The organism is Klebsiella sp. CTHL.F3a, assembly GCF_019890895.1.
Classification (GTDB): domain Bacteria; phylum Pseudomonadota; class Gammaproteobacteria; order Enterobacterales; family Enterobacteriaceae; genus Klebsiella; species Klebsiella grimontii.
In genome coordinates this window covers 2,194,495-2,220,936 of the sequence record NZ_CP082360.1, presented here as the reverse complement: position 1 = coordinate 2,220,936, position 26,442 = coordinate 2,194,495, and the positions used below count along the sequence as shown (strand labels likewise).

General features: G+C 52.0%; 27 protein-coding genes, 3 tRNA genes and 1 pseudogene. 9 read left to right on the top strand and 22 right to left on the bottom strand.

The genetic code is table 11. The features are described 5' to 3' along the window. Nucleotides 1-47 precede the first annotated feature (47 nt). Complete coding sequence (locus K7H21_RS10465) at nt 48-1,028, bottom strand: arabinose ABC transporter substrate-binding protein (RefSeq protein WP_024359886.1); 981 nt, start codon at nt 1,026-1,028, stop codon at nt 48-50. A gap of 273 nt (nt 1,029-1,301) precedes the next feature. Further along, entirely contained in the window at nt 1,302-1,874 is a 573-nt protein-coding gene (locus tag K7H21_RS10460; protein WP_004122083.1) for a DJ-1/PfpI family protein, read from the bottom strand. Between the two features lie 537 nt (nt 1,875-2,411). On the opposite strand from K7H21_RS10460, the gene K7H21_RS10455 reads away from it, so the two are divergent. Both K7H21_RS10455 and K7H21_RS10450 read left to right on the top strand, forming a co-directional pair. Then, a complete protein-coding gene (locus tag K7H21_RS10455; protein ID WP_142446680.1) occupies nt 2,412-2,915 on the top strand; it encodes a non-heme ferritin-like protein in 504 nt (167 codons plus the stop codon). Nucleotides 2,916-3,218: 303 nt separating this feature from the next. Continuing rightward, nucleotides 3,219-4,730, top strand: coding sequence for an MFS transporter (locus K7H21_RS10450; protein ID WP_170100604.1), 1,512 nt, complete (start codon nt 3,219-3,221; stop codon nt 4,728-4,730). Nucleotides 4,731-4,776: 46 nt separating this feature from the next. Here K7H21_RS10450 and K7H21_RS10445 read toward each other — a convergent pair whose 3' ends face one another. Both K7H21_RS10445 and azuC read right to left on the bottom strand, forming a co-directional pair. Next, nucleotides 4,777-5,028, bottom strand: coding sequence for a DUF2766 family protein (locus K7H21_RS10445; RefSeq protein WP_004103438.1), 252 nt, complete (start codon nt 5,026-5,028; stop codon nt 4,777-4,779). A 78-nt stretch (nt 5,029-5,106) separates the two neighbouring features. Further along, nucleotides 5,107-5,190 (bottom strand): stress response protein AzuC, encoded by an 84-nt coding sequence (gene azuC, locus K7H21_RS10440; RefSeq protein WP_004136622.1) that lies wholly within the window; start codon nt 5,188-5,190, stop codon nt 5,107-5,109. 209 nt (nt 5,191-5,399) lie between these two features. On the opposite strand from azuC, the gene K7H21_RS10435 reads away from it, so the two are divergent. Then, a complete protein-coding gene (locus tag K7H21_RS10435; RefSeq protein ID WP_223035759.1) occupies nt 5,400-6,821 on the top strand; it encodes an MFS transporter in 1,422 nt (473 codons plus the stop codon). A gap of 52 nt (nt 6,822-6,873) precedes the next feature. On the opposite strand, the gene K7H21_RS10430 is transcribed toward K7H21_RS10435, so the two are convergent. Next, the gene (locus K7H21_RS10430) at nt 6,874-7,512 is read right to left on the bottom strand and encodes an RpiB/LacA/LacB family sugar-phosphate isomerase (RefSeq protein WP_004122087.1); all 639 of its coding nucleotides are present in this window, start codon (nt 7,510-7,512) and stop codon (nt 6,874-6,876) included. A 422-nt stretch (nt 7,513-7,934) separates the two neighbouring features. Here K7H21_RS10430 and ftnA point away from each other — a divergent pair, with 422 nt between their 5' ends. Further along, the gene (ftnA, locus tag K7H21_RS10425) at nt 7,935-8,432 is read left to right on the top strand and encodes a non-heme ferritin (protein ID WP_004122089.1); all 498 of its coding nucleotides are present in this window, start codon (nt 7,935-7,937) and stop codon (nt 8,430-8,432) included. A 36-nt stretch (nt 8,433-8,468) separates the two neighbouring features. On the opposite strand, the gene K7H21_RS10420 is transcribed toward ftnA, so the two are convergent. After that, entirely contained in the window at nt 8,469-8,708 is a 240-nt protein-coding gene (locus K7H21_RS10420; RefSeq protein ID WP_004122091.1) for a YecH family metal-binding protein, read from the bottom strand. A gap of 195 nt (nt 8,709-8,903) precedes the next feature. On the opposite strand from K7H21_RS10420, the gene tyrP reads away from it, so the two are divergent. Next, entirely contained in the window at nt 8,904-10,115 is a 1,212-nt protein-coding gene (gene tyrP / locus K7H21_RS10415; RefSeq protein WP_223035758.1) for a tyrosine transporter TyrP, read from the top strand. Nucleotides 10,116-10,146: 31 nt separating this feature from the next. On the opposite strand, the gene K7H21_RS10410 is transcribed toward tyrP, so the two are convergent. The 8 genes from K7H21_RS10410 to uvrY all read right to left on the bottom strand — a co-directional run bounded on the left by K7H21_RS10410 (nt 10,147) and on the right by uvrY (nt 15,490). After that, nucleotides 10,147-10,815, bottom strand: coding sequence for a YecA/YgfB family protein (locus K7H21_RS10410; RefSeq protein WP_223035757.1), 669 nt, complete (start codon nt 10,813-10,815; stop codon nt 10,147-10,149). A 66-nt stretch (nt 10,816-10,881) separates the two neighbouring features. Beyond that, nucleotides 10,882-11,769 (bottom strand): dihydrodipicolinate synthase family protein, encoded by an 888-nt coding sequence (locus tag K7H21_RS10405; RefSeq protein WP_004122098.1) that lies wholly within the window; start codon nt 11,767-11,769, stop codon nt 10,882-10,884. Nucleotides 11,770-11,959: 190 nt separating this feature from the next. After that, a tRNA-Leu gene (locus K7H21_RS10400) sits at nt 11,960-12,046 on the bottom strand. Nucleotides 12,047-12,059: 13 nt separating this feature from the next. Continuing rightward, a tRNA-Cys gene (locus tag K7H21_RS10395) sits at nt 12,060-12,133 on the bottom strand. A gap of 38 nt (nt 12,134-12,171) precedes the next feature. Then, nucleotides 12,172-12,247: transfer RNA gene (locus K7H21_RS10390), tRNA-Gly, on the bottom strand. A 151-nt stretch (nt 12,248-12,398) separates the two neighbouring features. Next, nucleotides 12,399-12,947 carry a CDP-diacylglycerol--glycerol-3-phosphate 3-phosphatidyltransferase gene (gene pgsA, locus K7H21_RS10385; RefSeq protein WP_004122100.1) on the bottom strand — a complete coding sequence of 183 codons (549 nt, stop codon included), beginning with the start codon at nt 12,945-12,947 and terminating at the stop codon, nt 12,399-12,401. A 57-nt stretch (nt 12,948-13,004) separates the two neighbouring features. After that, entirely contained in the window at nt 13,005-14,837 is a 1,833-nt protein-coding gene (gene uvrC, locus K7H21_RS10380; RefSeq protein WP_004122101.1) for an excinuclease ABC subunit UvrC, read from the bottom strand. After that, entirely contained in the window at nt 14,834-15,490 is a 657-nt protein-coding gene (gene uvrY / locus K7H21_RS10375) for a UvrY/SirA/GacA family response regulator transcription factor (protein ID WP_004122102.1), read from the bottom strand. The genes uvrC and uvrY overlap by 4 nt, the downstream gene beginning before the upstream one ends. Before the next feature lie 462 nt (nt 15,491-15,952). Between uvrY and K7H21_RS10370 the strand changes: the two genes are divergently transcribed. After that, nucleotides 15,953-16,177: a DUF2594 family protein gene (locus K7H21_RS10370; RefSeq protein ID WP_004122104.1), complete on the top strand. Its 225-nt coding sequence runs from the start codon at nt 15,953-15,955 to the stop codon at nt 16,175-16,177. Between the two features lie 66 nt (nt 16,178-16,243). Here the strand turns inward: K7H21_RS10370 and sdiA are convergent, their stop codons facing one another. From sdiA to tcyJ, 5 genes are all read right to left on the bottom strand, one after another. Then, a complete protein-coding gene (gene sdiA / locus K7H21_RS10365) occupies nt 16,244-16,966 on the bottom strand; it encodes a transcriptional regulator SdiA (RefSeq protein WP_004122106.1) in 723 nt (240 codons plus the stop codon). Between the two features lie 288 nt (nt 16,967-17,254). Beyond that, the gene (gene tcyN, locus K7H21_RS10360) at nt 17,255-18,007 is read right to left on the bottom strand and encodes an L-cystine ABC transporter ATP-binding protein TcyN (protein WP_004122108.1); all 753 of its coding nucleotides are present in this window, start codon (nt 18,005-18,007) and stop codon (nt 17,255-17,257) included. Further along, nucleotides 18,004-18,672: a cystine ABC transporter permease gene (gene tcyL, locus K7H21_RS10355; protein WP_223035756.1), complete on the bottom strand. Its 669-nt coding sequence runs from the start codon at nt 18,670-18,672 to the stop codon at nt 18,004-18,006. Before tcyL ends, tcyN begins: the two co-directional genes overlap by 4 nt. Before the next feature lie 15 nt (nt 18,673-18,687). Then, the gene (dcyD, locus tag K7H21_RS10350) at nt 18,688-19,674 is read right to left on the bottom strand and encodes a D-cysteine desulfhydrase (RefSeq protein ID WP_004122111.1); all 987 of its coding nucleotides are present in this window, start codon (nt 19,672-19,674) and stop codon (nt 18,688-18,690) included. A gap of 95 nt (nt 19,675-19,769) precedes the next feature. After that, complete coding sequence (gene tcyJ / locus K7H21_RS10345; protein WP_004122115.1) at nt 19,770-20,570, bottom strand: cystine ABC transporter substrate-binding protein; 801 nt, start codon at nt 20,568-20,570, stop codon at nt 19,770-19,772. A gap of 201 nt (nt 20,571-20,771) precedes the next feature. Here tcyJ and amyA point away from each other — a divergent pair, with 201 nt between their 5' ends. After that, the gene (amyA, locus tag K7H21_RS10340; protein ID WP_087829026.1) at nt 20,772-22,259 is read left to right on the top strand and encodes an alpha-amylase; all 1,488 of its coding nucleotides are present in this window, start codon (nt 20,772-20,774) and stop codon (nt 22,257-22,259) included. Nucleotides 22,260-22,310: 51 nt separating this feature from the next. Here amyA and yedD read toward each other — a convergent pair whose 3' ends face one another. Next, nucleotides 22,311-22,727, bottom strand: a complete 417-nt coding sequence (gene yedD / locus K7H21_RS10335; protein WP_162626064.1) for a lipoprotein YedD — start codon at nt 22,725-22,727, stop codon at nt 22,311-22,313. Nucleotides 22,728-23,180: 453 nt separating this feature from the next. On the opposite strand from yedD, the gene rcsA reads away from it, so the two are divergent. Then, entirely contained in the window at nt 23,181-23,804 is a 624-nt protein-coding gene (rcsA, locus tag K7H21_RS10330) for a transcriptional regulator RcsA (protein ID WP_049114926.1), read from the top strand. A gap of 41 nt (nt 23,805-23,845) precedes the next feature. Here the strand turns inward: rcsA and dsrB are convergent, their stop codons facing one another. Next, nucleotides 23,846-24,034: a protein DsrB gene (gene dsrB / locus K7H21_RS10325; protein WP_004122127.1), complete on the bottom strand. Its 189-nt coding sequence runs from the start codon at nt 24,032-24,034 to the stop codon at nt 23,846-23,848. 132 nt (nt 24,035-24,166) lie between these two features. Here dsrB and yodD point away from each other — a divergent pair, with 132 nt between their 5' ends. After that, a complete protein-coding gene (gene yodD / locus K7H21_RS10320; protein ID WP_142468196.1) occupies nt 24,167-24,382 on the top strand; it encodes a YodD family peroxide/acid resistance protein in 216 nt (71 codons plus the stop codon). A 329-nt stretch (nt 24,383-24,711) separates the two neighbouring features. Here the strand turns inward: yodD and dgcQ are convergent. Then, nucleotides 24,712-26,392: pseudogene (gene dgcQ, locus K7H21_RS10315) on the bottom strand (cellulose biosynthesis regulator diguanylate cyclase DgcQ). Nucleotides 26,393-26,442 lie beyond the last annotated feature (50 nt).

Here is a 26,442-nt window from a genome sequence, read left to right as displayed (position 1 = left end):
TCTGTACGGAGCCCCTCGCGCACTGCGAGAGGCCCGGTCAACCGGCCTTACAGCCCTTTTTTCGCCAGCTCTTCTTTAAAGTTGTCGCGGGTAATCAGCACCACGTCGGTTACCGCGGTGAATTTCGGCGGTTCAACGTCTTTCGTTACCCAGTTGTAAAGCATCTCGCTGGTTTTATAGCCGTGAATATCCGGGCTTGGTAGCAGAGAGCCGTAGAAACCGGTGGCCTGTGCTTTAGAAAGCTCGTTCACCGCATCAACGCCGTTAATACCGATACCGATAACGTCAGGGGCTTTAAAGCCCTGGCCTTCGGTCGCGCGCACGCCGCCCAGCACGGTATTGTCGTTCATGCCGACGATAAGCCAGTGCTTAACATTAGGATGTTGAACCAGCATGGAGTTACCGGCGTCAAAGGCGCCGGGGATGTCGTTAGATTTGGTTGGTACGCGATAGATTTGTTGCTCCGGGAAACCGGCGGCTTTCAGCGCATCAATAGATCCGGTGGTACGGCGGCGGGCGGTATCCAACTCATCGGCAGTGATAGCCATAACCGCTGTGTCTTTTACATCCCAACCGCGTTTTTGCATCTCTTTATAGAGCTCCTGCCCCTGACGCGCGCCGATTTCGCTGGCCGCCATCATTACCAGCGGTACGCTGTCCATCGGTTTGCCTTTGGCGTTGACGAACTGGTCATCGACGGTAATTACTTTCATATCATAGCCGCGTGCTTTGGCGACAATAGCCGCCCCGAGTTTCGGGTCCGGGGTGCAAATGACGAAGCCCTTGGCTCCGCTGGCTGCCAGGCTATCAATCGCGTTAAGGGTTTTTTCGCCGTCGGGAACCGCGATTTTAATCACATCGAAACCTAAATCTTTACCGGCCTTATCGGCAAATTTCCACTCTGTTTGAAACCATGGCTCTTCAGGCTGTTTCACCAGAAAACCCAGCTTAAGCGTCTCAGCCATAGCTGATTGTGACATAACTGCGGCAAGACCAATCGCCGCCAGCGCTTTAGTAAATTTGTGCATGGTAAACTCCAGCTTTAATTCGCTTTTATGTAGGGAAAAATATGACTTAAAATTTTTATCGGACGAAAAACAAGGCATTAGGAAAATGTCAACCATGAGTGCCGTTGTTTAAATAGTATTAACCGGAAATTATTTCTCCATACGAGAGCCCAATCACATCGCGGAATTACAGTAATTGCGTACATATAAACAGCGAAAAAAGACATAAAAAAAGCGCTAATTGTCAGACAATTAGCGCAGGCCGTAGCAATATTCTCTATATCATCAGCAGAGTTATCCCTGGAGAGATCGCCATTGGCAATAAATGTGCTCCGCATGAAGGCGAACAGGCGCCTCGTCCCCCAATAAACGGGCGGCGACGGTGAACGAAAAATCAAATACGTGCCCTAACCCTTTACCACTGATCAAATTCCCGTCTTCCACCACCGCCTGGTCAACGTACTCGCCGTCGGAGACGTCTTGCCATAACTCTCCCGAACAGACGTAGCGACGCCCCTTCAGCAGACCGTTGCCGCCGAGGACTCTCGCGGCCGCCGAACAGATTGGGCAGATCAGCTTTCCCGCTTTATCGTGGGCCGAGATAAACGTCACGACGTCCCGACTGGCGGCCAGATTCACGCTTCCCTGCGGACCGCCAGGCAGAACCACCGCGTCGTATAGCGTGCCGGCGCGTTCCGTTAGCGTGCTGTCCGCCACCATGGGGATATTATGGTAGCTCACCACCGCGCGCGACTCGGCGCAGGCGAGTAGTTCAACATCGAGGTGCAAGCGACGAAGAATATCAATGACCACAATCGCTTCGCCTTCCTCAAAACCCGGCGCCAGCAGCACCGCAACTTTTTTCATTTCCGTCTCCTTCTGATAGCCTGGTAGCAATAATGTGTTTACAAACACAGCGTTTTTTAAATTAACGTCATCATCTGCTCTTTGTTACATGAGACCAAACGACCCCGCTGATTTTCTTACTCGCAGGCTATCACAAAAAAGAACTATTAATCACTATTTTTAAAACGCAATTTCATTAACATAATTAGCACTACTATTAATTAATTATCGATCGAGATAAAAATACATAAAATCATCCAGATAAATTTAAATATTCTGCTAAAACCTTAGCGTTTTACCTGACAAAAAATCATTATATAAAGATATCTACCGATGCTGTAACTAAATGTAAATATCATGCATTGAGAGTTTTCTCAATTGAGATATAGCGCTATTCTATATCCCTTGAGATAAGAAATTTAATAGACAGGCGTATGCAGGAAGACTGAATATTATTATTCAGAGCTATCTTCATGGGTCCAATAATTTCTACGCAGCCCTGATACAGATGCGTCAGGACATGACGCCAGCCCCTCCAAAGAGAATAAGGATATTTATATGGTCGTTCCAGGAATGGTTCAAAAGCTGAATAACCAGATGAATCTTGAGTTCCATACCTCAAATTTATATCTACATTTGAGCGAATGGTGTACTCAGCACCGGTTGAACGGTACCGCCACTTTTCTCCGTAACCGAGCGCAAGCCAGCATAACGCAGATGATGCGGGTCTTTGATTTTATGAAAAAATCAGGCGCCTGGCCCGTTGTGAAAGCGGAAGGAACCTACAGCACTGAATGTTCGTCCCTGGAAGATCTCTTTAGCAAAACCGTCGAAGATTATCAGCAGCGCAGCAGCATACTCTCCGGCCTGGCTGAGGAGGCGAAGACACAAAGCGATGCGCCAACCCTACGCTTTCTGACCCTGCTTGCGGAACAACAGAATCAGGATGGCATGCTGCTGGAGACGATTCTTGACGAAGTACGCCATGCGCAAAAAGTCGGGGCCAGCGAACAACAAACCGATCGTCACCTGCTCGGTCTGGTCAGCAACCAGCGAGGTTAACCCCATACTGCCGGGGATATGTCACCTGTTCACACCCGCACTCGCTTTATCCTACCTCCCCTGCTCACCATCTTTTTCGGCGCTTCGGCGCCGCTTTTTATTCCTGAAAAGCATTAAAAAGTTTTAACCAGATCTCATTCCCGCTCAGCCGGTGGAATTAGCAAGGCATTGGTGATCTGGATCACGTTTAAAGCTACGAGTTAATAATATAAAAACAGTGTTTCAAAAATTTAAAACACGGAGTTTATTTTAATGGCAAGATATACGGCTTCAGCCCCGCAGGGGCTGCAGGGAAGACCGATTTTGTTACGCCATCAGTTAGCCTACGGCGGCGGGAATTTACTGGGAAGCGGCGCACTGGCGATCAGCGGCGCATGGCTGCTCTATTTTTATACAACCTTCTGCGGGCTGACGCTGATCGAAGCCTCCTTTATCTTTTCCGTCGCCAGTATTATTGACGCGATTAGTAACCCGCTTATGGGTTATCTCACCGATAACTTTGGCAAAACGCGGCTGGGTAAACGCTTCGGTCGTCGCCGCTTCTTTTTATTGATTGGCATTCCGCTGATGATGTTCTACCCGCTGCTGTGGGTAGAAGGCCTCGGTTTCTGGTACTACCTGTGCACCTACGTCGTCTTTGAAATCATATATACATCGATTATGGTCCCCTATGAAACATTGGCGACCGAAATGACTGACGATTTCTCACTGCGTTCGAAACTGACCGGTTACAAAGCGATTTTCGGCAAACTGGCCAACTTTCTCGCGGCATTTATCCCCGGACAATTCATCCTCCTGTATGGTAAAGAATCCGCCACCCCGTTTTTTCTCACCGGGCTGACCTACGGCGTTATTCTTATCGTGGCCATCTCCTGCCTGTGGTACTGCAGCTGGGAGCGTCCCCGCGAAGAGGAGATAAGCAAGGGAGAGAAAAAGGGGCTGTTCAATACTCTGCTCATGCTGGCGAAAGATATGCGCTCAACATTTTACCTGCGCGTATTCCGCAAACACCTGGGCATGTATCTCTGCGGCTTCGGTGCCGAGTGGCTTTTTGCCTCGATCTTCACTTACTTCGTTATCTTCGTGCTGCAGCACGATCCGGCGATGGTGGCCGGGCTCAACAGTCTGAACTCCATCCTGCAGCTGGTATCAACCGCCCTGTTTATTGGCCTTTGCGTGAAGAAAGGTTTCAGTAAACCGTATATTCTGGCGCTGAGCGTGGTTATTTTTGCCGTTCTGCTCTACACCTCGCTGTGGTTCTTCCATCTGCCAGCACATCTGGCCACCATCCTGATGTTTGGTATTACCGTACTCTTCGGCCTGGGCACTGGCGGCGTGTACTATATTCCCTGGACCGTTTACACCTTTTTGGCGGATGTCGATGAAATCTATACCGGCCGTCGCCGCGAAGGGATCTATGCGGGAGCCATGACCTTCTCCGGTAAAATTTTGCGCTCTATCATCGTCTTTTCCATGGGGGCGATCCTCAGCTTCTACGGATTCCAGTCGAAGGCGCATACGCAGCCTGAAAGCGCGGTCACTGCGATTGCGGTGGTGTTCTGCGCGGGCGTGATTCTGCTGGCGCTGGCAGCCATTGTGTTCAGTAAGCAGATGAAACTCGATCGCAAGGCGCACCTGGTGGTATTGCAGGAAGTCGCGCGCATTAAGGCAGGTGGTAAGATTGGCGATATCGCGCCGGACGTTCGCCTTATCGTGGAAGATTTAGTCGGCCATCGCTACGAAGAGTGCTGGGGCAACAGCAAGCTGTTTAAAGACACGCAGGAAGGCGCCATTCAAACCGCAGTATCCCACTAAACCGTTATAACGCCCCGCTATCACAATGATGACGGGGCTGACGCAGCTAGTGCGCTTCTTCCTGCGGGGTGAATTTCAGTTCAATCAGCGCGATGGCCTTTTGTACCGCCCGCAGGGTCACCGGGTCAGCCGACGCCGGGTGGCTGGCAAAATCGATCGCTTTCAGTTGGGTGGTCATTTTTTCGCGCACCTCGACAGGGGCGATAATATCAATGACATCGAGGATCTGTTTGATGACTAACTGGCAGGCAACCACGTCAGAGACCAGCTCGTCGTGTTCGGTAAGATGTTGAGACATTTTTCACTCCTTTTTTCAGGAGCGTAATAGTAACCTAAATCGTGAAAGATAAAAAAACCTGCCGCAGCAGGTTTTTTATCAGAACATACCGCCAGGCGGTACGTCTTTGAAGGTTTTACAGTAGTTTTCAAACATGCTTTTCAGGATTTTGCGCAGCTTCATGGTTGACTCCATTTTTTGTTATGCAGGTGTTAATGTCTTTACGGCTATAATATGACTCACATCACAAAAATCAATCAGAACGTGCGATAAATCACCCATTTTTTACAAAAATAATTTAATTATTAAACAACATTGAGCGAAATCGGAGAGTTAAGCGGTGAACGCTCCGGACAAGTCTGCGCTCTCTTTGCTATGGCAGCGACACAATAATGAGTACAAACACCTCTTCCAGGGATGAACGTTCTTTTTCAGCACCTGCGCTGCTGGTGGCTGGCGCGTTTTTTATGGAGTTTCTCGACGGCACGGTGATTGCCACCGCCCTGCCCGACATGGCGAAAGATTTTGGCGTGACAGCGGTCGACCTCAATATCGGGATTAGCGCCTATCTTATTACCCTTGCGGTCCTGATACCGGCCAGCGGCTGGATCGCCGATCGTTTCGGCGCGCGGAAAATCTTTACTCTGGCGCTGGCGATATTTACCCTGGCTTCGGTGTTTTGCGGGCTGTCGACCGATGTTGATGTGTTCGTCGCGATGCGCATTCTTCAAGGGGTAGGCGGCGCGCTGATGGTACCCGTTGGCCGGCTGGCGGTGCTGCGTACCACACCGAAGCATCAGCTGATTAAGGCGATTGCTACCCTGACCTGGCCGGCGCTGGTCGCGCCAATTATTGGCCCGCCGCTGGGCGGATTTATTACCCGCTACGCCAGCTGGCACTGGATATTCTTTATTAACGTTCCGCTCGGGCTTATCGCTATCGCCCTGTCGTTGCGCATCATTCCCAATATTCGCGAAGATGAGCGACGCCCTTTCGATCTGTCGGGCTTTCTTGCCACCTCGGTGGCGATGGTTAGCCTGGTTGCCGCCATGGAGCTTCTCGGCGAGCGCCAGCCTCTGGGCTGGCAGACCCTGGCGCTGCTGGCGTTAGGCCTTGGCTGCATGCTCTTCTCGCTGCGGCATTTCCGTCGAACCGCGTGGCCAATGGTGCGCCTTGATGCCCTACAGATCCCCACCTTCAGGGTCACCATGTACGGCGGTTCCCTGTTCCGCGCTTCCATTAGCGCCGTGCCGTTTCTGCTGCCGCTGCTGTTCCAGGTCGGATTTGGTATGGACCCTTTCCACTCGGGGCTGCTGGTGCTGGCCGTGTTTGTCGGCAACTTAACCATCAAGCCCCTCACAACGCCGCTGATCCGCTGGTTGGGCTTTCGCCGACTGTTGCTGATTAACGGCGCATTAAACGTTTTGTCGCTGCTGGCCTGCGCCTTTTTAACCCCGCAAACGCCGGTTTGGCTGATCGTTGTGATTCTCTATCTCGGCGGGGTCTTCCGTTCTATCCAGTTTACCGGCATCAGCACGCTCGCGTTTGCCGATGTACCTGCCACGCAAATGAGCTATGCCAATACCCTGTTCAGCACCGCTTCACAGCTGGCCGTTGGGCTTGGGATCACGCTCGGCGCGATTGGTATTCGTCTTGGGGAAGCGTTGAACGACTGGTTTATGCTTTCTCATCTGCCGGGCATCAGCTTCCGCCTGTCGTTTATTTTTATTGCGCTGATTTGCCTGGTAGGAATGATTGATAGCCTGCATCTGAACAGAGAGGCGGGTAGCAGCGTGTCGAACAAAAAGAAATAATGAAAGAAAAGGCCAGCAGCGCTGGCCTGGCAAATTTCATACTGACCGGATATTAACCGACGATCTGGCGAACGAACGCTTCGATCTCTTTATCCTGGCAGTTCTCAAAGAAACACTGCTGGAAACGAGGGCCAGAAACGGCAGTTTTTACCAGCTCCGGATCGATGGCGCGCAGCGTATCCAGGTAGTTCTCCTTAACAACCGCAGCTTTGACCGTGTTCAGGATCCCGGCGTTACGCACCTGAGGCTCTTTACGCTCCGGCGGATAGCCTTCGCCATTACGGCCGGTGAAGGCCTTTTCAAAGATAAAGCGGACGTTCAGCTCTGCGCCCCAGCCAAACCCTTTCGCAAACGGCAGAGAAAGCGCGTTACCGTTGTTGATCTGCGCAAACAGGAAGGCATCCGCAGGATCGATGCAGTAGCCGCAAACCACGCCCGGGTGAATATTCAGCGACATCAGCGCGCCCTGGCCCGTGCCGCAGCCGGTCACGACAAAGTCGACCGCTTTCGAATTCAGCAAGATGCTGGCCATGATACCCAGATGGATATAGGTCAGGTGATGGTCGTTTTCATCGCTCATCCCGACGTTGTAAACCGGGAAACCTTTCTCATCAGCAACGGCGTTTAATTCATTGAGGATGATGGCGTTTTTGTTCGCCTGGCTGTTTTCCATCATCAGTGCGATTTTCATGCTTTACTCTCCTGAATGCTGTGCGGATACTCCCGCGATAGTTCGTTAGCGTTGCTAAGAACAATACTACCTTACGAACATACTTTCAAATTTTATGAAAAGTTGTTTTAGAAACTGCATCTCGCCTCACACTTTTGACTTCCATCCCCTGGCGGTAAGGCGTCCCCCACACTTATCCGCGTCATAGGAATCCGGCCGCGGCCGCCGGGCGCGTCTATTTTTACCGCTAAATTTGGCTCGCCGTTTTTTCACATGAAATATTAAATTAAAACCATTCTCATTATTTTTAAATCGCCAATGCGTGTTATTCCCATTTGCATTATTAATAAATAATTTTATTAATTTACTTTTTACAAATAAATTAATAACAAATTATAGTGAGCGCACAATAATCCTTAACTCTATTTTCCCGGAGCAGCCTGATGCTAAAAACTGAAATGATCGATAAGCTGAATGCGCAGATGAACCTTGAACTTTATTCTTCTCTGCTTTATCAGCAAATGAGCGCCTGGTGCAGCTACCACAGTTTTGAAGGCGCCGCCGCGTTTCTGCGCCGCCACGCACAGGAAGAGATGACCCATATGCAGCGCCTGTTCGACTACCTGACCGATACCGGTAGCCTGCCCAGCATCACCGCTATAGCTTCGCCGGTTGCAGAATATACCTCTCTGGATGAGCTGTTTCGCGCGACCTATGAACATGAACAGTTGATTACGCAGAAAATTAACGAACTGGCCCATGCGGCGATGACCAGTCAGGATTATCCAACATTTAATTTCCTGCAGTGGTACGTTGCTGAACAGCACGAAGAAGAAAAACTGTTTAAATCCGTTATTGATAAACTGTCCCTCGCCGGCAAAAGCGGCGAAGGCCTGTATTTTATTGATAAAGAGTTGGCAACGCTCGATACGCAAAATTAATAAATACGGCAGCGAGGCTCAGCGCTCGCTGCCAGATTAATGACGGCAAATTTTACTTTCGTGCGTATTAAAGCCTTCATCAGCGGCAATAAACTTGCCTTTTTTCTGCAAAAACGCCACCAGCTCCGCCGCGCTCAGATTTTCCGCCGAGCAGGTATGGAATCGAGCCTCTTTCCCGAAACGGACGATAATCGCCGCTTCCAGCGTTGCAACAGTATAAGACTCGCCTGATGAAATCATCATTTGCAGCACTTCGTGACCATGTATTGATGGCATAACCCCTCCCGTAAACACCGAAGAGTAAACCAGCCGCAGCGGCAGGTTATTGCGCCAGCGCAGCTTTAGCGCAACCCCTTTGAGATTGTAAATTTATCATTACACCATCTGTAACCCTCATTTGACGAACTCACTGATTTCACATACTCTGCGCGGCATAATTTATTGTGTATTCCGTGATGGATAGAGAAAAGCGTGAAGAACCGCACTCTGGGTAGTATTTTAATCGTTGCCGGCACCACCATCGGCGCCGGGATGTTAGCAATGCCGTTGGCATCAGCGGGCGTCGGTTTCGGCGTCACGTTAGGTTTGCTGATAACGCTGTGGGCGCTGATGTGTTACACCGCTTTACTGCTGCTGGAAGTGTATCAACACGTGCCGGCGGATATGGGGCTGGGTTCGCTGGCGGCTCGCTATCTGGGGCGTTACGGGCAGTGGGCCACCGGTTTTTGCATGCTGTTTCTGCTGTACGCGCTCACCGCTGCCTATATCAGCGGCGCTGGCGAGCTGCTGGCTTCAAGCCTCAATCAGTGGCTGGACTGGCGCCTGCCTCCCGCGGCAGGTGTCCTGATTTTTACCGGGATCGGCGGAACGGTAGTGTGCATCGGGACCTCGCTGGTCGATCTTTTTAACCGCTTTTTATTCAGCGCAAAAATTATCTTTCTCGCCATTATGCTGGCTCTTCTCCTGCCGCATATTCACCAGATAAATCTGCTGACTCTGCCACTACAGCAGGGACTGGCGCTCTCGGCCATTCCGGTGATTTTTACTTCCTTTGGTTTTCACGGCAGCATACCCAGTATTGTGAGTTATCTGGGCGGAGATATTCGCAAGCTGCGCCGGGTATTTGTCATCGGGAGCTTTATTCCCCTGGTCGCCTATATTTTCTGGCAGCTAGCGACGCTTGGCAGTATTGACTCCCCGGTATTTACCGCGCTGCTGGCAAAAAATGCCGGGCTTAATGGCCTGCTGGAAGCGATCCGTGAAGTGGTTGCCTCTGCGCACGTTGAACTGGCGGTACATTTGTTTGCCGATCTGGCGCTGGCGACGTCGTTCCTCGGCGTGGCACTTGGGTTGTTCGACTATCTGGCCGATCTGTTTCAACGCCAGAACAGCGCCGCAGGACGGATACAGAGCGGTCTGATTACCTTTTTGCCCCCTCTGGCCTTCGCGCTATTTTATCCACGCGGCTTCGTGATGGCGTTAGGTTACGCGGGCGTCGCGCTGGCCGTGCTCGCGCTCATGCTGCCTTCGCTGCTGGTCATGAAGAGCCGTCAGCAGCACCCCATTGCCGCATGGCGAGTGGCGGGCGGTTCTCCCGCGCTATGGCTTGTTCTACTATGCGGAATCGGCATTGTCGCGATTCAGTTTGCGATTGTCGCAGGCCTGCTGCCCGCGGTGGGGTAAAAAAAGAAGGGGCCGATTTAGCCCCCTTCTTTTATTTCACTAAACAGCACTGCTTGTATTTCTTACCGCTACCGCACGGGCAAGGATCGTTGCGCCCAATCTTCGCCTCATTTCTGATGGGCTGCTGAACTTCCGCCGGTTGCGCGTGCTCAGTCCAGTAGTTGTATAGCGCCAGGGCCGCAGGACGAATTCGCTCAACGCTGGCAATAAACGCTTCGCCGGATAATTCATCAAGCGCCTCGAATCGCTCCTCGGTACCGTGCAGGGCGATGACGTCCAACTCCGGCTGCAGCGCAGCCGGCAGCGCGGACCAGTCGCTCAATCCTACTCCGCGCATATAGCCGAAGCACCACTCTTCAACAATCGTAAGCTCCTGCCCTTCCTCTTCCCGGCTGCCAAACATCGGCTCGAACTGATCGGGATAATCGCTTAAACGCTCGGCAATATCGCTCATTTGCTGCAGCGTCAGGTTCACAAAACGATCCCGTTCGCGATCGTTGGCCCAGCGCGGCACGTTATCCGCTCCGCCCCAGATAGCCATCAGCCACTGCGCAGGCTCAATCTCCGTCGGCCCGGAGAGAATGGCCGTCAGCAGCCCATCAAGCTCGGCAACGTCCATGATGGTGCCTTCAACCGCGTATTTCGACAGGATATCATCCAGCCATTCAACTTCGCTTTCGTTCAGGGGTCCAGTTTTCATAAACAGGCTCATCGTCGTAAAAAATGGCGCTTACAGTAGCGGAAATAGCGAGAGAAAACCACCCGGCTACTGAAGGTTCAGGCTGCGCAGCGTCTCAGCAATCTCGCTAAAGGCCTCCGGCGAGAGCGGTAACAGCGGGCGCGGTAAGCAATCCTCAGCGCAAATACCGAGGATCGTCGCTGCGGCGGCAATGACCCGCAGGCTTCCGCCATGCTTGCGGAACAGCATCCACAGCGGCTCCAGCCTGGCGCTTATCGCCATCGCCCGCTGGGCCTCGCCCCGCGTCGCGGCTGCCACTATCTCTTGGGCAACGTTCGGAAAAAGTCCGCCGCATACGGAATACCATACCGCACAGCCGGCGTTCAGCCCATCGGCCGCACAGGCGTCTCCGCTAATTCCAATAGACACCCCGTCCGGGAGCTGTCGCCGCAGGCTCTGCACACGTTGCGCGACTTCATGGCTGGCAGGTCCGGGTATTTTAATTGAGGCAATTCCCGGCAGCGCGGCTATCGCGCTTTTGAGCTCATCGGACAGAGAAATATGGGTAGTAACTGGATTGTCGTAAACGCAAACGGGTACTGAGACATGGCGACAAACGGTCTGGTAAAAAGTTAAAATTTCCTCATCTGACAGGGGCTGATAAGCCATCACCGGCAGGAGTAGCGCGTTCGCACCTGCCCGCTGGGCATCGTCTGCCAGACGAAGAACCTGATCGGTTCCCACCGCCCCGATCCCTACCATCAGCGGCACCGAGCCGGCATGCGATTTTGCCTGTCGGACAACCTGCATTCTCTGCTCACGGCTGAGGTATGCGTAGCTTCCTGTCGAGCCGAGCACGCCGAGCGAATCGACAGCAGCGTCAACGAGATGAGTAACAATGCGAGCAAAAGCGGTTTCATCAACGACGTGATGATTGAACGGAGTCAGAGGAAAAGCGCAAAGGCCAGTAAACATTTCATCCCCACTTATTGAGATAATGATCGAGTGCTGGCAAATAGTAGCAACAGAAATTTGTTTTGTCCTATGACAAAATAGAGTGAGGTGACGTTGAGGGACTAAAGGGACATGGTGGAAAAACAAAAAAACCACCCGTAGGTGGTTTCACGACACTGCTTATTGCTTTGATTATTCTGCTTTATCCCAATGGTACCCGGAGCGGGACTTGAACCCGCACAGCGCGAACGCCGAGGGATTTTAAATCCCTTGTGTCTACCGATTCCACCATCCGGGCTCGGGATAGAAATTGGAGGCGCGTTCCGGAGTCGAACCGGACTAGACGGATTTGCAATCCGCTACATAACCGCTTTGCTAACGCGCCTTAATGCTTTAACACCCGCAACTGCCGATGTTCTAAACTGGAGCGGGAAACGAGACTCGAACTCGCGACCCCGACCTTGGCAAGGTCGTGCTCTACCAACTGAGCTATTCCCGCATCATCAAGCTAATTTGCTAATTACTTGATTTTGTTATCGTCTGCCAGACTGTGCTGCCGTTCGATGCGTTGCATTCTACTTACCTGGCGCAATGAGTCAACGATATTTTTTAAAACCTTGTGTTGTTTGCTGAAAATTGCGCCGAAACGATCACTGATCAAGCAAATCGCCGCGCGCCGCGTTCAAATATTGCAGCATAGACCATAGCGTCAGCACTGCCGCCACGAGAAACAGACCAATTCCCGCCCACTCGACCCAGATATTTGGCCGCCACAGCATCCACACCAGCGCCGCCATTTGCGCGGTGGTCTTTACTTTGCCTATCCAGGATACCGCAACGCTGCTGCGCTTGCCCAGTTCAGCCATCCACTCGCGCAGTGCGGAGATAATAATTTCACGAGCGATCATCGTGGCGGCCGGTAACGTCACCCACCAGGTATGATAATGCTCGGCAACCAGGACCATCGCAATGGCAACCATAACTTTATCGGCAACCGGATCGAGAAAGGCACCGAAACGGGTGCTCTGATTCCAGCGACGCGCCAGGTAACCATCGAACCAGTCGGTCACGGCGGCAACAAAGAAAATCAGCGCGCAGGCAAAAGGCGCCCAGGTAAACGGCAGGTAAAACGCCAGTACAAAGAAAGGAATAAGAATGACGCGAAACAGGGTAAGCAATGTAGGGATATTAAATTGCATAGTAACGGGTAACTATCTGTTGTAAGTAAAAATTAGCCCTATGTTGCTACAGAGCCCCTAATGTTTCAACGAGTAGAAGATCTTTTCTGCCAGACCGTGAGATATACCCGGTACTTGCGCAATTTCTTCGACGCTGGCTTTCTGCAACCCCTGCAGACCGCCCATATATTTCAGCAGCATCTGTCGGCGTTTGGGTCCGACGCCCTCAATGGTTTCCAGCGTGCTGGTGCTTTTTACTTTTGCCCGTTTCTTACGGTGACCGGTAATGGCATGATCGTGCGACTCGTCGCGAATATGCTGAATCACATGCAGCGCGGGAGAATCCGGCGGCAGGCTAAAACCCTCGCCTTCTGGTTCGAAGAATAACGTCTCCAGCCCTGCTTTACGATCGCTGCCTTTTGCCACGCCCAATAGTAGAGGATGATTTTTATCCCACGGCACATCAAGTTCGGCAAAAACCGCTTTCGCCTGCCCAAGCTGGCCTTTACCGCCGTCGATCAGAATGACATCGGGGATTTTATTCTCTTCTATTGCCTTGCCGTAACGACGACGCAGAACCTGGTTCATCGCCGCATAATCATCTCCCGGCGTGATGCCGGTGATATTGTAGCGGCGATACTCCGCTCGTAGCGGTCCGTTGCTATCAAAAACCACGCATGACGCAACCGTTTGTTCACCCATCGTATGGCTGATATCAAAGCATTCCATCCGGTTGACGGCAGGAAGCTTGAGCAATGTCGCCAGCGCCCGCAGGCGTTGGGTAATCGTCGAATGCTGGGAAAGTTTGGTGGTCAGCGCGGTCGCGGCGTTAGTTCGCGCCAGCTTCAGGTAGCGGGCGCGATCGCCGCGGGGTTTAGTCTGTACGTTAACCCGCCTCCCGGCCAGTTCCGAGAGCGAATCCGCCAGCAGGGTTTTGTCGCCGAGGTTAAAATCCAACAGGATTTCGCCCGGTAGCGTACGCATCTGGCTGCCCTGTAAATAGAACTGCCCGACAAACGTTTCCACCACTTCACCCAGCTCGGTGCCATTGGGCACTTTAGGGAAATAGCTGCGGCTACCAAGAACTTTCCCCTGGCGTATAAAAAGCACGTGGACGCACGCCATTCCAGCATCAAACGCCACGCCGATAACGTCCAGATCGTCCCCGGTATTGGAGACGAACTGCTTCTCCGTTACCCGGCGTACGGCCTGAATCTGGTCGCGGATCCGCGCCGCCTCTTCAAACTCCAGCGCCTGACTCGCTTTTTCCATACGGGCAATCAGCTGGGTCAGCACCTGATCGTCTTTACCCGCAAGGAACAGACGCACGTAGTCGACCTGCTGGGCATACTCTTCCTCGCTCACCAGTCCGGCGACGCACGGCCCCAGACAGCGGCCAATTTGGTACTGCAGGCACGGCCGAGAACGGTTGCGATAGACGCTGTTCTCGCATTGGCGGATGGGGAAGATTTTTTGCAGCAACGCTAACGTTTCGCGAACCGCGTAACCGTTAGGGAATGGGCCAAAATATTCACCTTTAGCGTGCTTCGCCCCGCGATGCGTCGCCAGGCGAGGATGCGTATCGCCGCTAAGGAAAATAAAGGGATAGGATTTATCATCGCGCAGCAGCACGTTGTAACGCGGCTGGTATAGTTTGATGTAGTTGTGCTCAAGCAGCAGCGCTTCCGTCTCGGTGTGGGTCACCGTGACGTCTATCTGGGCGATAAGCGCCACCAGCGCTTCGGTTTTACGCGAAGCCAGGTTGCTACGGAAATAGCTGCTAAGCCGCTTTTTCAGGTCTTTCGCTTTGCCTACATAGATGACAGTACCGCCAGCATCATACATCCGATAGACGCCCGGCTGGCTGGTCACTGTTTTCAGGAAAGCTTTTGCGTCAAAAACATCACTCACTGACTTGCTAACGACTCCGCATTGCACAGGCCATGGCGAATTGCCAGGTGCGTCAGCTCCACGTCACCATGAATATTCAATTTACTGAACATGCGGTAACGGTAGCTGTTCACGGTCTTCGGACTCAGATTCAACTGCTCTGAGATCTCGTTGACCTTCTGACCTTTGGTAATCATTAGCATAATCTGCAATTCTCGCTCAGACAAACTGGCAAACGGCGACTCCGCCTTTTCCGGTTCGATCTGGCTGAGAGCCATCTGCTGGGCGATATCAGAGGCGATGTAACGCTGGCCCGATGCCACGCAGCGAATTGCATTCACGACCTCCTGCGGCGCGGCGCCTTTACTAAGGTAGCCAGCAGCACCGGCCTGCATCACTTTTGCCGGCAGCGGGTTTTCCGTATGCACGGTAAGCATAATCACTTTGGCATCAGCAACGGAACGGGCAATTTTTCGCGTAGCCTCGAGGCCGCCGATACCCGGCATGTTCATATCCATCAGGACTACATCTACGGGATTCGCGCGGCACCATTTCACGGCATCTTCACCGCAGCAGGCCTCGCCGGCAACTTTAATCCCTTTTATATCTTCCAGAATGCGTCGTATCCCTGCGCGCACCAGTTCGTGGTCATCAACAAGAAGGACGTTGATCAAAGGAATATTCTCCAGAATTAGGGATAACGCTACTGATAGCTTATCTCCCACATATTACCGGGTTTTAACCTAATTTTAAAAGCCAAAAAATGTTCTGGGAAAGATTTCTTACGCAGCGATGGAAATTTGTCTGCACACCTGCTGGAAAGCCATACATAACATAGAGTTGTGCAATAGTTATTTTTTAACATTCATCATACAGATTACGTAAAAACACAACACAATGCGTAGGCCATAAATAAGCGCCTGAATATGTAACAATTATTAACACGAAAACAGCGCCATGAAAAAATTAACCCGCTTAGCCCTCATGAATACGTATTATTCAGTCAATTAAATCATTCACCATTCGGATGAAAGAACGGAAATCCAGCACTCCTTTTTTTTCCTTTGCTTGTGGTATACTGCGCCGCCTTCACTTTTAGTCATGCGCATTTGCGCAGAAAGCAACCGAGGATATCGATGAGCACACCAGATTTTTCCACTGCGGAAAATAATCAAGAACTGGCACAGGAAGTTTCGTGTCTGAAAGCAATGATAACGCTGATGCTGCAGGCCATGGGTCAGGCTGATGCAGGCCGCGTGATTATTAAAATGGAAAAGCAAATCGCGCAGATGGAAGATGAGGCTCAGGCTGCCGTATTCTCCAGCACCGTTAAGCAAATTAAACAGGCATATCGTCAGTAATCATTTACCGGCTGAAGGTATTACTAACAGCCGGTCTTACGTCTGGCACGCAGAACACCAATGAGATCAAATTAGGCCCGTCGCCACGGCATAGCAGGCAATTTGGGTTTTGTTTGGCGCATTGAATTTTCGCTGCATATTCTTCTGGTGGAAATTGACGGTATTTTCTGAGATAGACAGAATCATTGCGACCTCAGCCGAGGTTTTCCCTTCTGCTGTCCATTTCAAAATTTCCAGTTCACGTCGACTAAATTTCATTTCCGGCGGCATAACCATCTCGTCCTCCAGACGCAAGAGCGTCAGCAGGCTCAATTCGGTTAGGGTTCTTAAGCGCATCTCCAGTTCGTCTTCCGCAAAGGGGCCCTGGCTATGGCTTGCGCCTGAAACCGACAGGAATCCCTGAGCATGGTTAGGCAGGGTCAGACACTGCGTCACGCCCTTACGTAATCCATGGTCGCGCGCGCCGTTCCATAATTCAGGCGTATCGTTGAATAGCTTATCGTTCCAGGGCAAATGGCCACGAAGAAAATTCTCCTTACGCAGTACCGGGTCGATCGCAAAATAATTCTCGGCTTGATAATGCGCCATCCAGGCCTGCGGATAAGTTGATTGCAGCGTGACCCTGGGGCGAGTAAAAGGCACAGGATGCCTTACGCAGAGTGCGAAGTAGTCATATTCCAGCCCTTTTGCCTGCTGCTGGAGAAGATGAAAAACCCCCTCACCTACAGAAACTGACTGAAATTGTTGCAGCATTTCCCGCCGCCAGCTGAAAAAATCATTGTCCCTCATAACTGACCAAATAACTCCTGAGTGATAATCATTATTATAAATACATAAAGCTAACACATAAATCCTGCTTATATGTATAAAAAATGGTAGCCACCGCATTTATTAGACTGCGGTTGGCAAAAGCGCCAGACGCGTTAAAAAATTATGCCAATTGATGTGGCACAAAACCTTGACAGAGGTATCGTCGTTGATGAGCGCCAATATCTGGGGAGGCTTTTTTGCTGAACAACCGGAAATTTTTCGCGGTCTGCCGCATCCGCCTGAGCGAATGCGGCCAGCGCAAGGAGATTATTGCATCAGGAATTTTTCGAGGAACTGTCGAGTACGCGCCTGCTGAGGATTAGCAAACAGGGATTTCGCTTCTCCCTGTTCAACAATGCGCCCCTGATCCATAAAAATAGCGCGGTCCGCTACGTCGCGGGCAAAACTCATTTCATGGGTCACGATAACCATCGTGCGCCTCTCCTGCGCCAGTTGACGAATGGTATTGAGAACCTCACCGACCAGCTCCGGGTCTAACGCCGACGTTGGCTCATCAAACAGAATAACATCGGGACGCATCGCCAGCGCGCGAGCAATCGCCACGCGCTGCTGCTGCCCGCCGGACAAACGGCGCGGGTAGCTATTCTCTTTACCAGTAAGCCCAACTTTCGTGAGCAGTTCACGCGCCCGGGCAATGGATTCATTTTTATCCTCCCCCTTGACGATGACCGGCCCTTCGATAATGTTTTCCAACACCGTACGATGGGGAAACAGATTAAAGTTCTGAAACACAAAGCCCACATGCTGACGCAGACGACGAATCGCCGCTTTTTGCTGGTTAATGCTGCGCGCGGCATCAATCGTCACGTCGCCTACGCGAATCGTGCCGCTTTCCGGCTGCTCCAGGAGATTAATGCTGCGCAGCAGCGTCGTTTTCCCCGAACCGCTGGGACCGATGATCGCCACCACTTCACCCTGTTGAACCTCAAGGTCAATACCGTGGAGCACCGTTTGACCATGGAATTTTTTCACCAGGTTTTTGACTTCAATCGCACTCATTTTGGATCTCGCTCCTGGCGGTTCAGCTGATTTTCAAAGTAGTTCTGCAGCGTAGAAAGCACCGTTGCCATTACCCAGTAGATAAGCGAAGCGGCCAGGTACATGGTGAAAACCTCCAGCGTTCGGGAAGTGATCAACTGGGCCTGGCGGAACAGTTCCGGCACCTGGATCGTAGCCGCAAGCGACGTATCTTTCACCAGGCTGATGAAACTGTTGGACAGCGGCGGTAGCGCCACGCGCGCGGCCTGGGGAAGAATAGCGCGGCGCATCGCCTGCCAGCGCGTCATCCCGATACTCTCTGCCGCCTCCCATTGCCCTTTATCAATCGAGGCAATCGCTGCGCGCAGCGTTTCCGCCGCGTAGGCCGCCGTATTAAGCGACAGGCCGATCATCGCCGCGGGAATGGGATCCAGCTCAATACCAAACTGCGGTAAGCCGTAATAGATCATAAACAGCTGCGCTATCAGCGGCGTTCCGCGAAAGATGGAAATATACATCCGCGCCAGCCACTTAATCGGCCAGACGGGCGACATGCGCATCAGCGCCAGAATAAACCCCAGCACCAGGCCAAAAAACATGCCGCCGATGCTGAGCTGTAGGGTAAATACCGCACCTTTCAGCAGAAAAGGCGCAGAATCGATCACCAGTTGGATACTTTCTTGCATTCTATGTGTTCTGCATTAGATATGAGGATGATAGGCGAACAGCGCAGGGGCGCCACCGGTGTGAACAAACAGTATTGGGCCTTCATCCTTAAAGCGTTTCTGGCTAATGCCATCAATCAGTCCAGCCATCGCCTTCCCGGTATAAACCGGATCCAGCAGGATACCTTCCAGCTGCGCCAGTAGCTTCACCGCGGCCATCCCTTCGTCGTTCGGCGTCCCGTAACCCGGCGCAAAGTAGTCATCCCACAGCTGAATCCCGGCCTTTGCCTCAAGCTCCAGGCTATTGGCCACCGCCTGCTGCAACGCAGCCACTTTTGGCAGCTGGTCGGCCACCTTGCGCGACACAGTCACGCCGATAAGTTCGGCATTGGGCATCAGTTGCTCAAGCCCCACGGCGAGACCCGCATGCGTACCGGCGCTGCCGGACGCGACGACCACGGAGGAGAGCTCAACCGTCCCTTCGCACTGCTGAGCAATTTCCAGCGCGCTTTCCACGTAGCCCAGCGCGCCAAGCGCGTTCGAACCGCCAACCGGGATCGTGTACGGACGGTAGCCCTGAGCCTCGATACGGGTCGCCAGCTCTTCCAGCTGCGCATTCGGATCGGTCAGTGCGTCGCACATTTCGACTTGAGTATTAAACAGGTCAAGCAGCAGACGGTTACCGTTAGTCAGGTAGTTCTCGGCCCGGGTGCCGATTGGGTTTTCCAGCAGCGCAACGCAGTGCAGGCCCAGTTTTGCGGCCACGGCCGCCGTCTGGCGCACGTGGTTGGACTGGATTGCCCCTGCGGTAATCAGCGTATCCGCCCCCTCCCGCAGCGCATCAGCCGCCAGGAACTCAAGCTTACGCAGTTTATTGCCCCCCATCGCAAGCGGGGTCACATCATCACGCTTGATAAAGATTTCGCGGCCAAGGTAATCGGACAAGCGCGGCAGATATTCAAGCGGCGTCGGCGCGCCAATCAGTTCCAGACGCGGGAAAAGGGTTAAATTTTGCAGTGACATAAGACCTCCTGACTGAGTTATCCTTGATTATGCACGCTATGGCGCTCGAAATAAAAAAAGGCGCTATCAAGAGCGCCTTTTTTCATCGCCAGCCGTTACTTCGTCACGTCAGCGCCAAACCATTTTTCCGACAGCGCCTTCAGGGTGCCGTCTTTTTGCATATCCGCAATGGCGCCATCAACCGCTTTCAGCAGGTCTTCATTACCTTTACGCAGCGCAACGCCGGACTCCTGACGGGAGAAGGCCTCCCCGGTCACAGCCAGGGTATTGCCGGTTTTCTTCACCAAATCCAGCGCCGCCAGGCGGTCAACCAGGATAGCGTCGATACGACCTACGCGCAGATCCTGATATTTCGTCGGGTCATCATCATAGGTACGAATGTCGACGCCCTGTACGTTCTGGCGCAACCACTCTTCATAGTTGGTGCCCAGACCAACGCCAACTTTCTTACCTTTCAGGTCAGCAGCGGTTTTGATCACGCCTTCGTTACCTTTCTTCACCAGCGCCTGAATCCCGGAGATGGTGTACGGCGTTGAGAAGTCATATTTTTTCTTACGCTGATCGGAAATAGTGACCTGGTTAATCACCACATCAATACGTTTTGAGTCCAGCGAAGCCAGCATGCCGTCCCACTTGGTAGGTTTAAGGTCAGCTTTCACGCCAAGGTGTTTTGCCAGCTCGTTAGCAAATTCCACCTCGAAACCGGTCAGCTTACCGTCATCTCCCTGGTAGCTGAATGGCGGATAAGTCCCTTCCAGGCCAACGCGTAGCGTGCCGCGCTCTTTAACCTGATTGAGCAGATTTTCAGCCGCAAAGGTTTTTGCGCTGACGCCAGCCATTAATACAACGGCCATTGCGCCCATCAGCGCCTGACGACCCAGAAGTGCTAATTTCATAGATACCCCTAACAGAGTGATATTTTGCAATAGTGTAAGGCGTTTAGCCCTGGTCACCAACATCGATACGCTACATCTTATTCCAAATTATTATATATGATGCCTTTTAGGGCATAGGGAAAACGTAGGCGAAACGTCTGCATTTTGCTGGATATCTCTCATACTGCAATAGTCAGCTTGATGACGTCTGGAGCATGGAAGATGAAAAACCCCACGTTACTGCAGTGCTTTCACTGGTACTACCCCACCGGCGGCGAATTATGGCGTGAAGTCGAGGCCCTGGCGCCGAACCTCAATGAAATCGGTATCAATATGATTTGGTTGCCCCCAGCTTATAAGGGTGCTTCCGGAGGATATTCGGTCGGTTATGACTGCTACGATCTGTTTGATCTCGGCGAGTTCGATCAAAAGGGGTCTGTCGCCACGAAATACGGCGATAAAACCCAGCTACTGGCCGCCATCGCCGCGCTGCGCGAGCACGATATCGCCGTGCTGCTCGACGTGGTGGTCAACCACAAAATGGGGGCGGATGAGAAAGAGCCGGTACGCATTCAGCGTGTTGATCAAAACGACCGCACGCAAATCGCCGATGAGATTATCGAGTGTGAAGCCTGGACACGCTACACCTTTCCGGTACGGGCCGGTCAATACTCTGAATTCATCTGGGATTATAAGTGCTTCAGCGGCATCGATCATATCGAGAATCCCGACGAAGATGGCGTGTTTAAAATCGTCAACGACTACACCGGGGAGGGATGGAACGATCAGGTCGATGATGAAATGGGTAACTTCGACTACCTGATGGGCGAAAATATCGACTTCCGTAATCGGGCGGTGACCGAGGAGATTAAGTACTGGGCGCGTTGGGTGATGGAACAAACCGGCTGCGACGGCTTTCGCCTCGATGCGGTTAAGCATATCCCCGCCTGGTTTTATAAAGAGTGGATCGACCACGTCCAGGAGGTCGCGACAAAACCGCTGTTTATCGTCGCGGAATACTGGTCGCACGAAGTCGATAAACTCCAGCAGTATATCGCCATGGTTGACGGCAAGACGATGCTCTTCGACGCCCCCCTGCAGATGAAATTCCATGAAGCCTCGCGGCAGGGTCGCGACTACGACATGAGCCAGATTTTCAGCGGCACGCTGGTGGAAGCCGACCCGTTCCACGCCGTGACTCTGGTGACTAACCACGACACCCAGCCGCTGCAGGCGCTGGAGGCGCCAGTTGAGGCCTGGTTCAAGCCGCTGGCCTATGCGCTGATTTTGTTACGTGAGAACGGCGTTCCGTCAGTCTTTTATGCCGATCTGTTCGGCGCAAGCTATGAGGACACCGGCGGCGACGGCGAGATCTACGCCATTGAGATGCCGGTGATTGAGCAATTACATGAGCTGATCGATGCCCGTCAGCGTTTTGCTCACGGCGTACAAACGCTGTGGTTCGATCACCCGAACTGTATCGCCTTCAGCCGAAGCGGCACCGAGGACGATCCGGGCTGCGTGGTCGTGCTTTCCAACGGCGACGACGGCGAAAAAACGCTGCCTCTGGGCGAAAACTACCGTAATAAACGCTGGCGGGATTTTCTCGGCAACCGCGAGGAAATCGTTGAAACCGACGATGAAGGAAACGGCATTTTTACCTGTAACGGCGGCAGCGTGAGCGTCTGGGTTATTGAAGAGGTGCTGTAAAATACGGGGGGAAACGCCGCGGGCTGAGAAGGTTTTCAGCCCGCAAAAAGCTTATTGTCCGCTTTTATCCGCTGACGCTTTTTTCCATGCCAGTTCACATTCCGGAGTGAGACGATTCACCCTTTTAAGCGTCATCCGATCGTAGCTCAAGGTATCACCTTCGCGCTCAATCGGATAGACATCCAAAGCGGAGGTGACGTTATAAACCGCGTCATCACGCTTCATTAATTTCCCCGGCAGGACAATGACCCGCTGCCACTGACGACAGTCAAGCGTGTCACCCTCTTTGGTCACAATCAGGCTGGCGATCGCCTCCGGGCTCATCATTTCGCTCTGCGGGCCTGCCGATTGCCAGTATCCTTCCAGCCCTGTCGGGGCTGGCGCTTTAACAACATCGCTGTAGCTATCAACCTGAACGCACCCGGCGAGGGTCAGCAGAGCACCAGCAAACACTATCTTTTTCATCATCCATCCCACAAACCGATAAAAAAACATTGTGGCATTAAAGCGTTAAGCTCGCCACCCTTCCCGGATCGGGGAGCAGCGCAGCAAGACGCCGCCGTCCTCAACCAATATGGCTAGAATTTGCCTTCGAATGTTAAGTTATTCTTACTCATCTTATAAAACCAATAAATGAGAAGATGTTATTTTAACCATTCAATATAAGGATAATCCTATTTTAAAAAACCACAAAAATGACCATCCTGTATATGACGGGTATTGAATGTTTTTATTTCCTCCACATAGCGATTTGTAGCCTTTACTTTGAGAATATTCCTGGCAAATTATGGGGCTTATTACGAAATAGTTCAGGCTGCCTAATGGTTCCATGGCAGCAGTCGTTTTTATTGCTAACAAAATGGACTTCATCGCTTATCGGCGAGGAATAAATTATCGTTACGTGTTGATTGAGGATGGGTCATGTCAACGATTATTATGGATTTGTGCAGCTTCACCCGGCTGGGATTAACCGGGTACCTGACTGGCAGGGGGGTAAGGAAGCGAGATATCACTGAAGTTCACAGTGCTCAAAGCCTGAAAACCCTCTGCGAGGCCAGCCGCCCTTCAGTGGTATTTATCAACGAAGATTGCTTTATTCATCATGAAGACAGCAACCAGCTTGTCCGGCAAATCATTAGCCAGTATCCTGCGACGCTATTTGTGATCTTTATGTCGCTGGCGAATATTCATTTCGACCATTACCTGCTGGTACGTAAAAACTTACTTATTTGCTCTAAATCTCTCACCGAAAAAGACCTGGATGACATTCTCGCCATCCGCCTAAAATATGAGAACTATCGCGCTACCCGGCTTAATATCCCCACGCTGACCTTAAGCCAGACCGAGTCAAATATGCTGCAGATGTGGATGGCTGGTCACGGAACCTCGCACATATCAGCGCAGATGAACATTAAGGCGAAGACCGTCTCATCGCACAAGGGCAATATTAAAAAGAAAATTCACACCCACAATAAACAGGTGATTTATCACATAGTACGACTGACTGAAAACATCACGTCCGGAATTCATGTCAACCTGCGTTGAAAGACGCTGGCGGCCGCTGCCGCCAGTTCACTTGCGGCAAGTCACTCGTCCCGCTCAACGAAAATACCGTCAGGATGCCCGTGCTCGTTAAAAAACCATATGCCGAGCGGATAATCTTCCAGCGATACCAGATACATTACCCCTTCGCTAAACGACTCTATCGCCAGCACAACACCCGACCGACGTGGGCCACCATCGGTCTTCACCGTGACACGATCGTTTACCTGCATAACTCATCTCCTCTATTTTTGAGCCAGTGTAGAACAAAACAGCCGATCGCGCAGTGTCCAGCCCGGTAACTGCTGTTTTTCTAGACCGTCTATACTTAAGTGGCCCTATCTGAGTTAAGCGAGGTAGCCGAAATGAAAACCGCCAAAGAAAATAAAGGCGCAGGCGGCGTTGATGTTGACGCCCTGCTGGCGGCGATTAATGAAATCAGCGAAAGTGAAGTGCAGCGTAGGCAAGACGATCCCCACCGCGTCAGTATTGATGGCCGGGATTACCATACCTGGCGCGAGCTGGCTGAGGCCTTTGAACTCGATATCCATGACTTCAGCGTCACCGAAGCCAACCGCTGAATTCTGCGCGAAAAAAATCCCGACTCGCAGGAGTCGGGATGAAGCTTGCTAATGCAAGAAGCACTTGAAAATTCGTTACATCAGGATATCCGATGCGCTACAAACATTACCCTCAATTATTTTGCATGACAACAAACATTCATGAGGCAAATTATTGAAAAAAGTGACTTAGCTTCATCGTCACGCTGGCAAAGCTCGCCAGGCAAGGACTCCAACACTTCGTTCTTCCACGAACGTCCGACTGCCGCCAAACGATTTTTAAGAATAATCTCACTAAAATAACCACAGTGGATGATTTCAATTCAATTTATTCACAAAAGAAATTTCTTTCACCCTTCAGCGCAGACCCGATCGCGCCCATCCTGCTTGGCCAGATACAAGCGATGATCGGCAACTGACTGCAAATTTTCGAAGTTATATTCGCCGGTATCATCGCTGGCGCTCACCCCTAGCGAAGCGGTAATACGCAAAGAGGTGCTGTTTCCCAGCAAAATCTCGCGACTATTGATGCGGATACGGATCCGTTCAGCAATCACCTTCGCTTCTTTTAATGGGGTATTCGGCAGCACAATGCAAAACTCCTCCCCGCCAACCCTCCCCGCCAACCCTCCCCGCCAGATCGCCTTGCCGAATATGGCTGGCGATAGTGCTGGCCACCAGCGACAGTACGCGATCCCCCGCGTGATGACCGAAGCGATCGTTAACGCTTTTAAAATAATCCAGATCGAGCTGAATCACCGCCACAGGTCGCTTCAGACGCTCGCTCAGACGAGTTTCCGCAATAGCGCGTTCAAACAGCGCGCCGCGGTTTAATAAACGGGTCAGCGCATCATGCCAGGCCTGCCATTCCAGCGAGGTCTGCAGCACGCTCATGTTGCGCACCATTCGACGAATGACCAGCCAGGAGATCAGCAGCATAAAAGTAAACATTAACCACATCAGCATCAACGCAATGGTGATGCTGCCAAAATCACCGCGGACCCCTTCCTGGATAGTATGGATACGGATCAGCACTCCATCAAAATTGCGTAAATTTTCCCAGCTAATATAACGCGTTACCAGGCGAATCCCGCCCTGATTCTCATGGGAGGACGCGCGGCTTAGCATCTCCTGTTCACGCGGCGACAGCAGCGTCAGCACGTTGCCCGGCGCAGAAGAGGCAATTAAATTGAGTCGATTATCATAAAGCTGGTACTCGCCTTCCTCGCCCGTTTTTATCGCATTGACCAGAAACGTTTTCATCTCCTGAACCGAGAAATCCATCGCCAGAACGCCGAGCCAGTGGCGCTGGAAATCAAGCGGAATAGATGCCGTTACCACCTGCATTTCGCGCTGCGATTCATCATCGGGGAACGTTTGCCACACAATTCCGCGGGCAGGATTATTCCGCTGCGTTTGTCGGGTAAACCATGCAGCGCCTGTTGCCCGCGAATAGAGGGCCAGCGCCTGCGTTGAATTTTTCGGCAGCTCGGTCGTCGTAAAAAAACCGCTGCGCGACACGTACAGCATGCGTTTCGCAAATCCACGGTTGTTATTGGCCAGACGCAACATATAACCCAACTCCAGTGTGGCCATGAGCTCATTGCCGGAAAAGGGATTATCACGGGAAAGAAGCGCGTCGCCATCGACAAAGGCATCCGCAACGCCGTAGATCGGCAGCGTCCGGCGGTTATGGATCTCAACCGACCATATGGGATCGTGCCGCTTTGTTAAGTAATCCTCTTCGGCCTTACGCAGCGCGGCAAAATCCAACGGCGTACCCAGCGCCGACTGCATACCGTTACGAAAAAAAATCATTCTGTCGATATTAAACTGCAGCAGGCTGTCGAACTCATGGGCCACGTTTTCAAGATTATTGCGCTGGTTTGCGACGTAGGCCTCTTCCAGGACCTTGATCTCACGCCATATCAGCAGCGTGGAGAAGCAGAAGACGATAAAAAAACAGAGATTAACCACATATCCGGGGCTTAAAATCTGACGCAATTTTTCCACCCATATCAGCTTATCCATCGTTTTCTCGCAGCACGGTTAAAGAAGCAAACGTCATCCACGCTCCCTGT

What these genes read in the sequence shown, in the direction of transcription:
- dsrB (WP_004122127.1), bottom strand. Translation starts at nt 24,034, where the DNA reads ATGCAGGTAAACGATCGTGTCACGGTGAAGACCGATGGTGGCCCACGT.
- K7H21_RS10445 (WP_004103438.1), bottom strand. Translation starts at nt 5,028, where the DNA reads ATGTCTCAACATCTTACCGAACACGACGAGCTGGTCTCTGACGTGGTT.
- K7H21_RS10420 (WP_004122091.1), bottom strand. Translation starts at nt 8,708, where the DNA reads ATGCCATCAATACATGGTCACGAAGTGCTGCAAATGATGATTTCATCA.
- tcyL (WP_223035756.1), bottom strand. Translation starts at nt 18,672, where the DNA reads ATGCAAGAAAGTATCCAACTGGTGATCGATTCTGCGCCTTTTCTGCTG.
- K7H21_RS10465 (WP_024359886.1), bottom strand. Translation starts at nt 1,028, where the DNA reads ATGCACAAATTTACTAAAGCGCTGGCGGCGATTGGTCTTGCCGCAGTT.
- ftnA (WP_004122089.1), top strand. Translation starts at nt 7,935, where the DNA reads ATGCTAAAAACTGAAATGATCGATAAGCTGAATGCGCAGATGAACCTT.
- azuC (WP_004136622.1), bottom strand. Translation starts at nt 5,190, where the DNA reads ATGAAGCTGCGCAAAATCCTGAAAAGCATGTTTGAAAACTACTGTAAA.
- K7H21_RS10435 (WP_223035759.1), top strand. Translation starts at nt 5,400, where the DNA reads ATGAGTACAAACACCTCTTCCAGGGATGAACGTTCTTTTTCAGCACCT.
- dcyD (WP_004122111.1), bottom strand. Translation starts at nt 19,674, where the DNA reads ATGTCACTGCAAAATTTAACCCTTTTCCCGCGTCTGGAACTGATTGGC.
- K7H21_RS10410 (WP_223035757.1), bottom strand. Translation starts at nt 10,815, where the DNA reads ATGAAAACTGGACCCCTGAACGAAAGCGAAGTTGAATGGCTGGATGAT.
- sdiA (WP_004122106.1), bottom strand. Translation starts at nt 16,966, where the DNA reads ATGAGGGACAATGATTTTTTCAGCTGGCGGCGGGAAATGCTGCAACAA.
- rcsA (WP_049114926.1), top strand. Translation starts at nt 23,181, where the DNA reads ATGTCAACGATTATTATGGATTTGTGCAGCTTCACCCGGCTGGGATTA.
- amyA (WP_087829026.1), top strand. Translation starts at nt 20,772, where the DNA reads ATGAAAAACCCCACGTTACTGCAGTGCTTTCACTGGTACTACCCCACC.
- yodD (WP_142468196.1), top strand. Translation starts at nt 24,167, where the DNA reads ATGAAAACCGCCAAAGAAAATAAAGGCGCAGGCGGCGTTGATGTTGAC.
- yedD (WP_162626064.1), bottom strand. Translation starts at nt 22,727, where the DNA reads ATGATGAAAAAGATAGTGTTTGCTGGTGCTCTGCTGACCCTCGCCGGG.
- K7H21_RS10430 (WP_004122087.1), bottom strand. Translation starts at nt 7,512, where the DNA reads ATGAAAATCGCACTGATGATGGAAAACAGCCAGGCGAACAAAAACGCC.
- pgsA (WP_004122100.1), bottom strand. Translation starts at nt 12,947, where the DNA reads ATGCAATTTAATATCCCTACATTGCTTACCCTGTTTCGCGTCATTCTT.
- tcyJ (WP_004122115.1), bottom strand. Translation starts at nt 20,570, where the DNA reads ATGAAATTAGCACTTCTGGGTCGTCAGGCGCTGATGGGCGCAATGGCC.
- K7H21_RS10460 (WP_004122083.1), bottom strand. Translation starts at nt 1,874, where the DNA reads ATGAAAAAAGTTGCGGTGCTGCTGGCGCCGGGTTTTGAGGAAGGCGAA.
- tcyN (WP_004122108.1), bottom strand. Translation starts at nt 18,007, where the DNA reads ATGAGTGCGATTGAAGTCAAAAACCTGGTGAAAAAATTCCATGGTCAA.
- K7H21_RS10370 (WP_004122104.1), top strand. Translation starts at nt 15,953, where the DNA reads ATGAGCACACCAGATTTTTCCACTGCGGAAAATAATCAAGAACTGGCA.
- K7H21_RS10455 (WP_142446680.1), top strand. Translation starts at nt 2,412, where the DNA reads ATGGTCGTTCCAGGAATGGTTCAAAAGCTGAATAACCAGATGAATCTT.
- K7H21_RS10405 (WP_004122098.1), bottom strand. Translation starts at nt 11,769, where the DNA reads ATGTTTACTGGCCTTTGCGCTTTTCCTCTGACTCCGTTCAATCATCAC.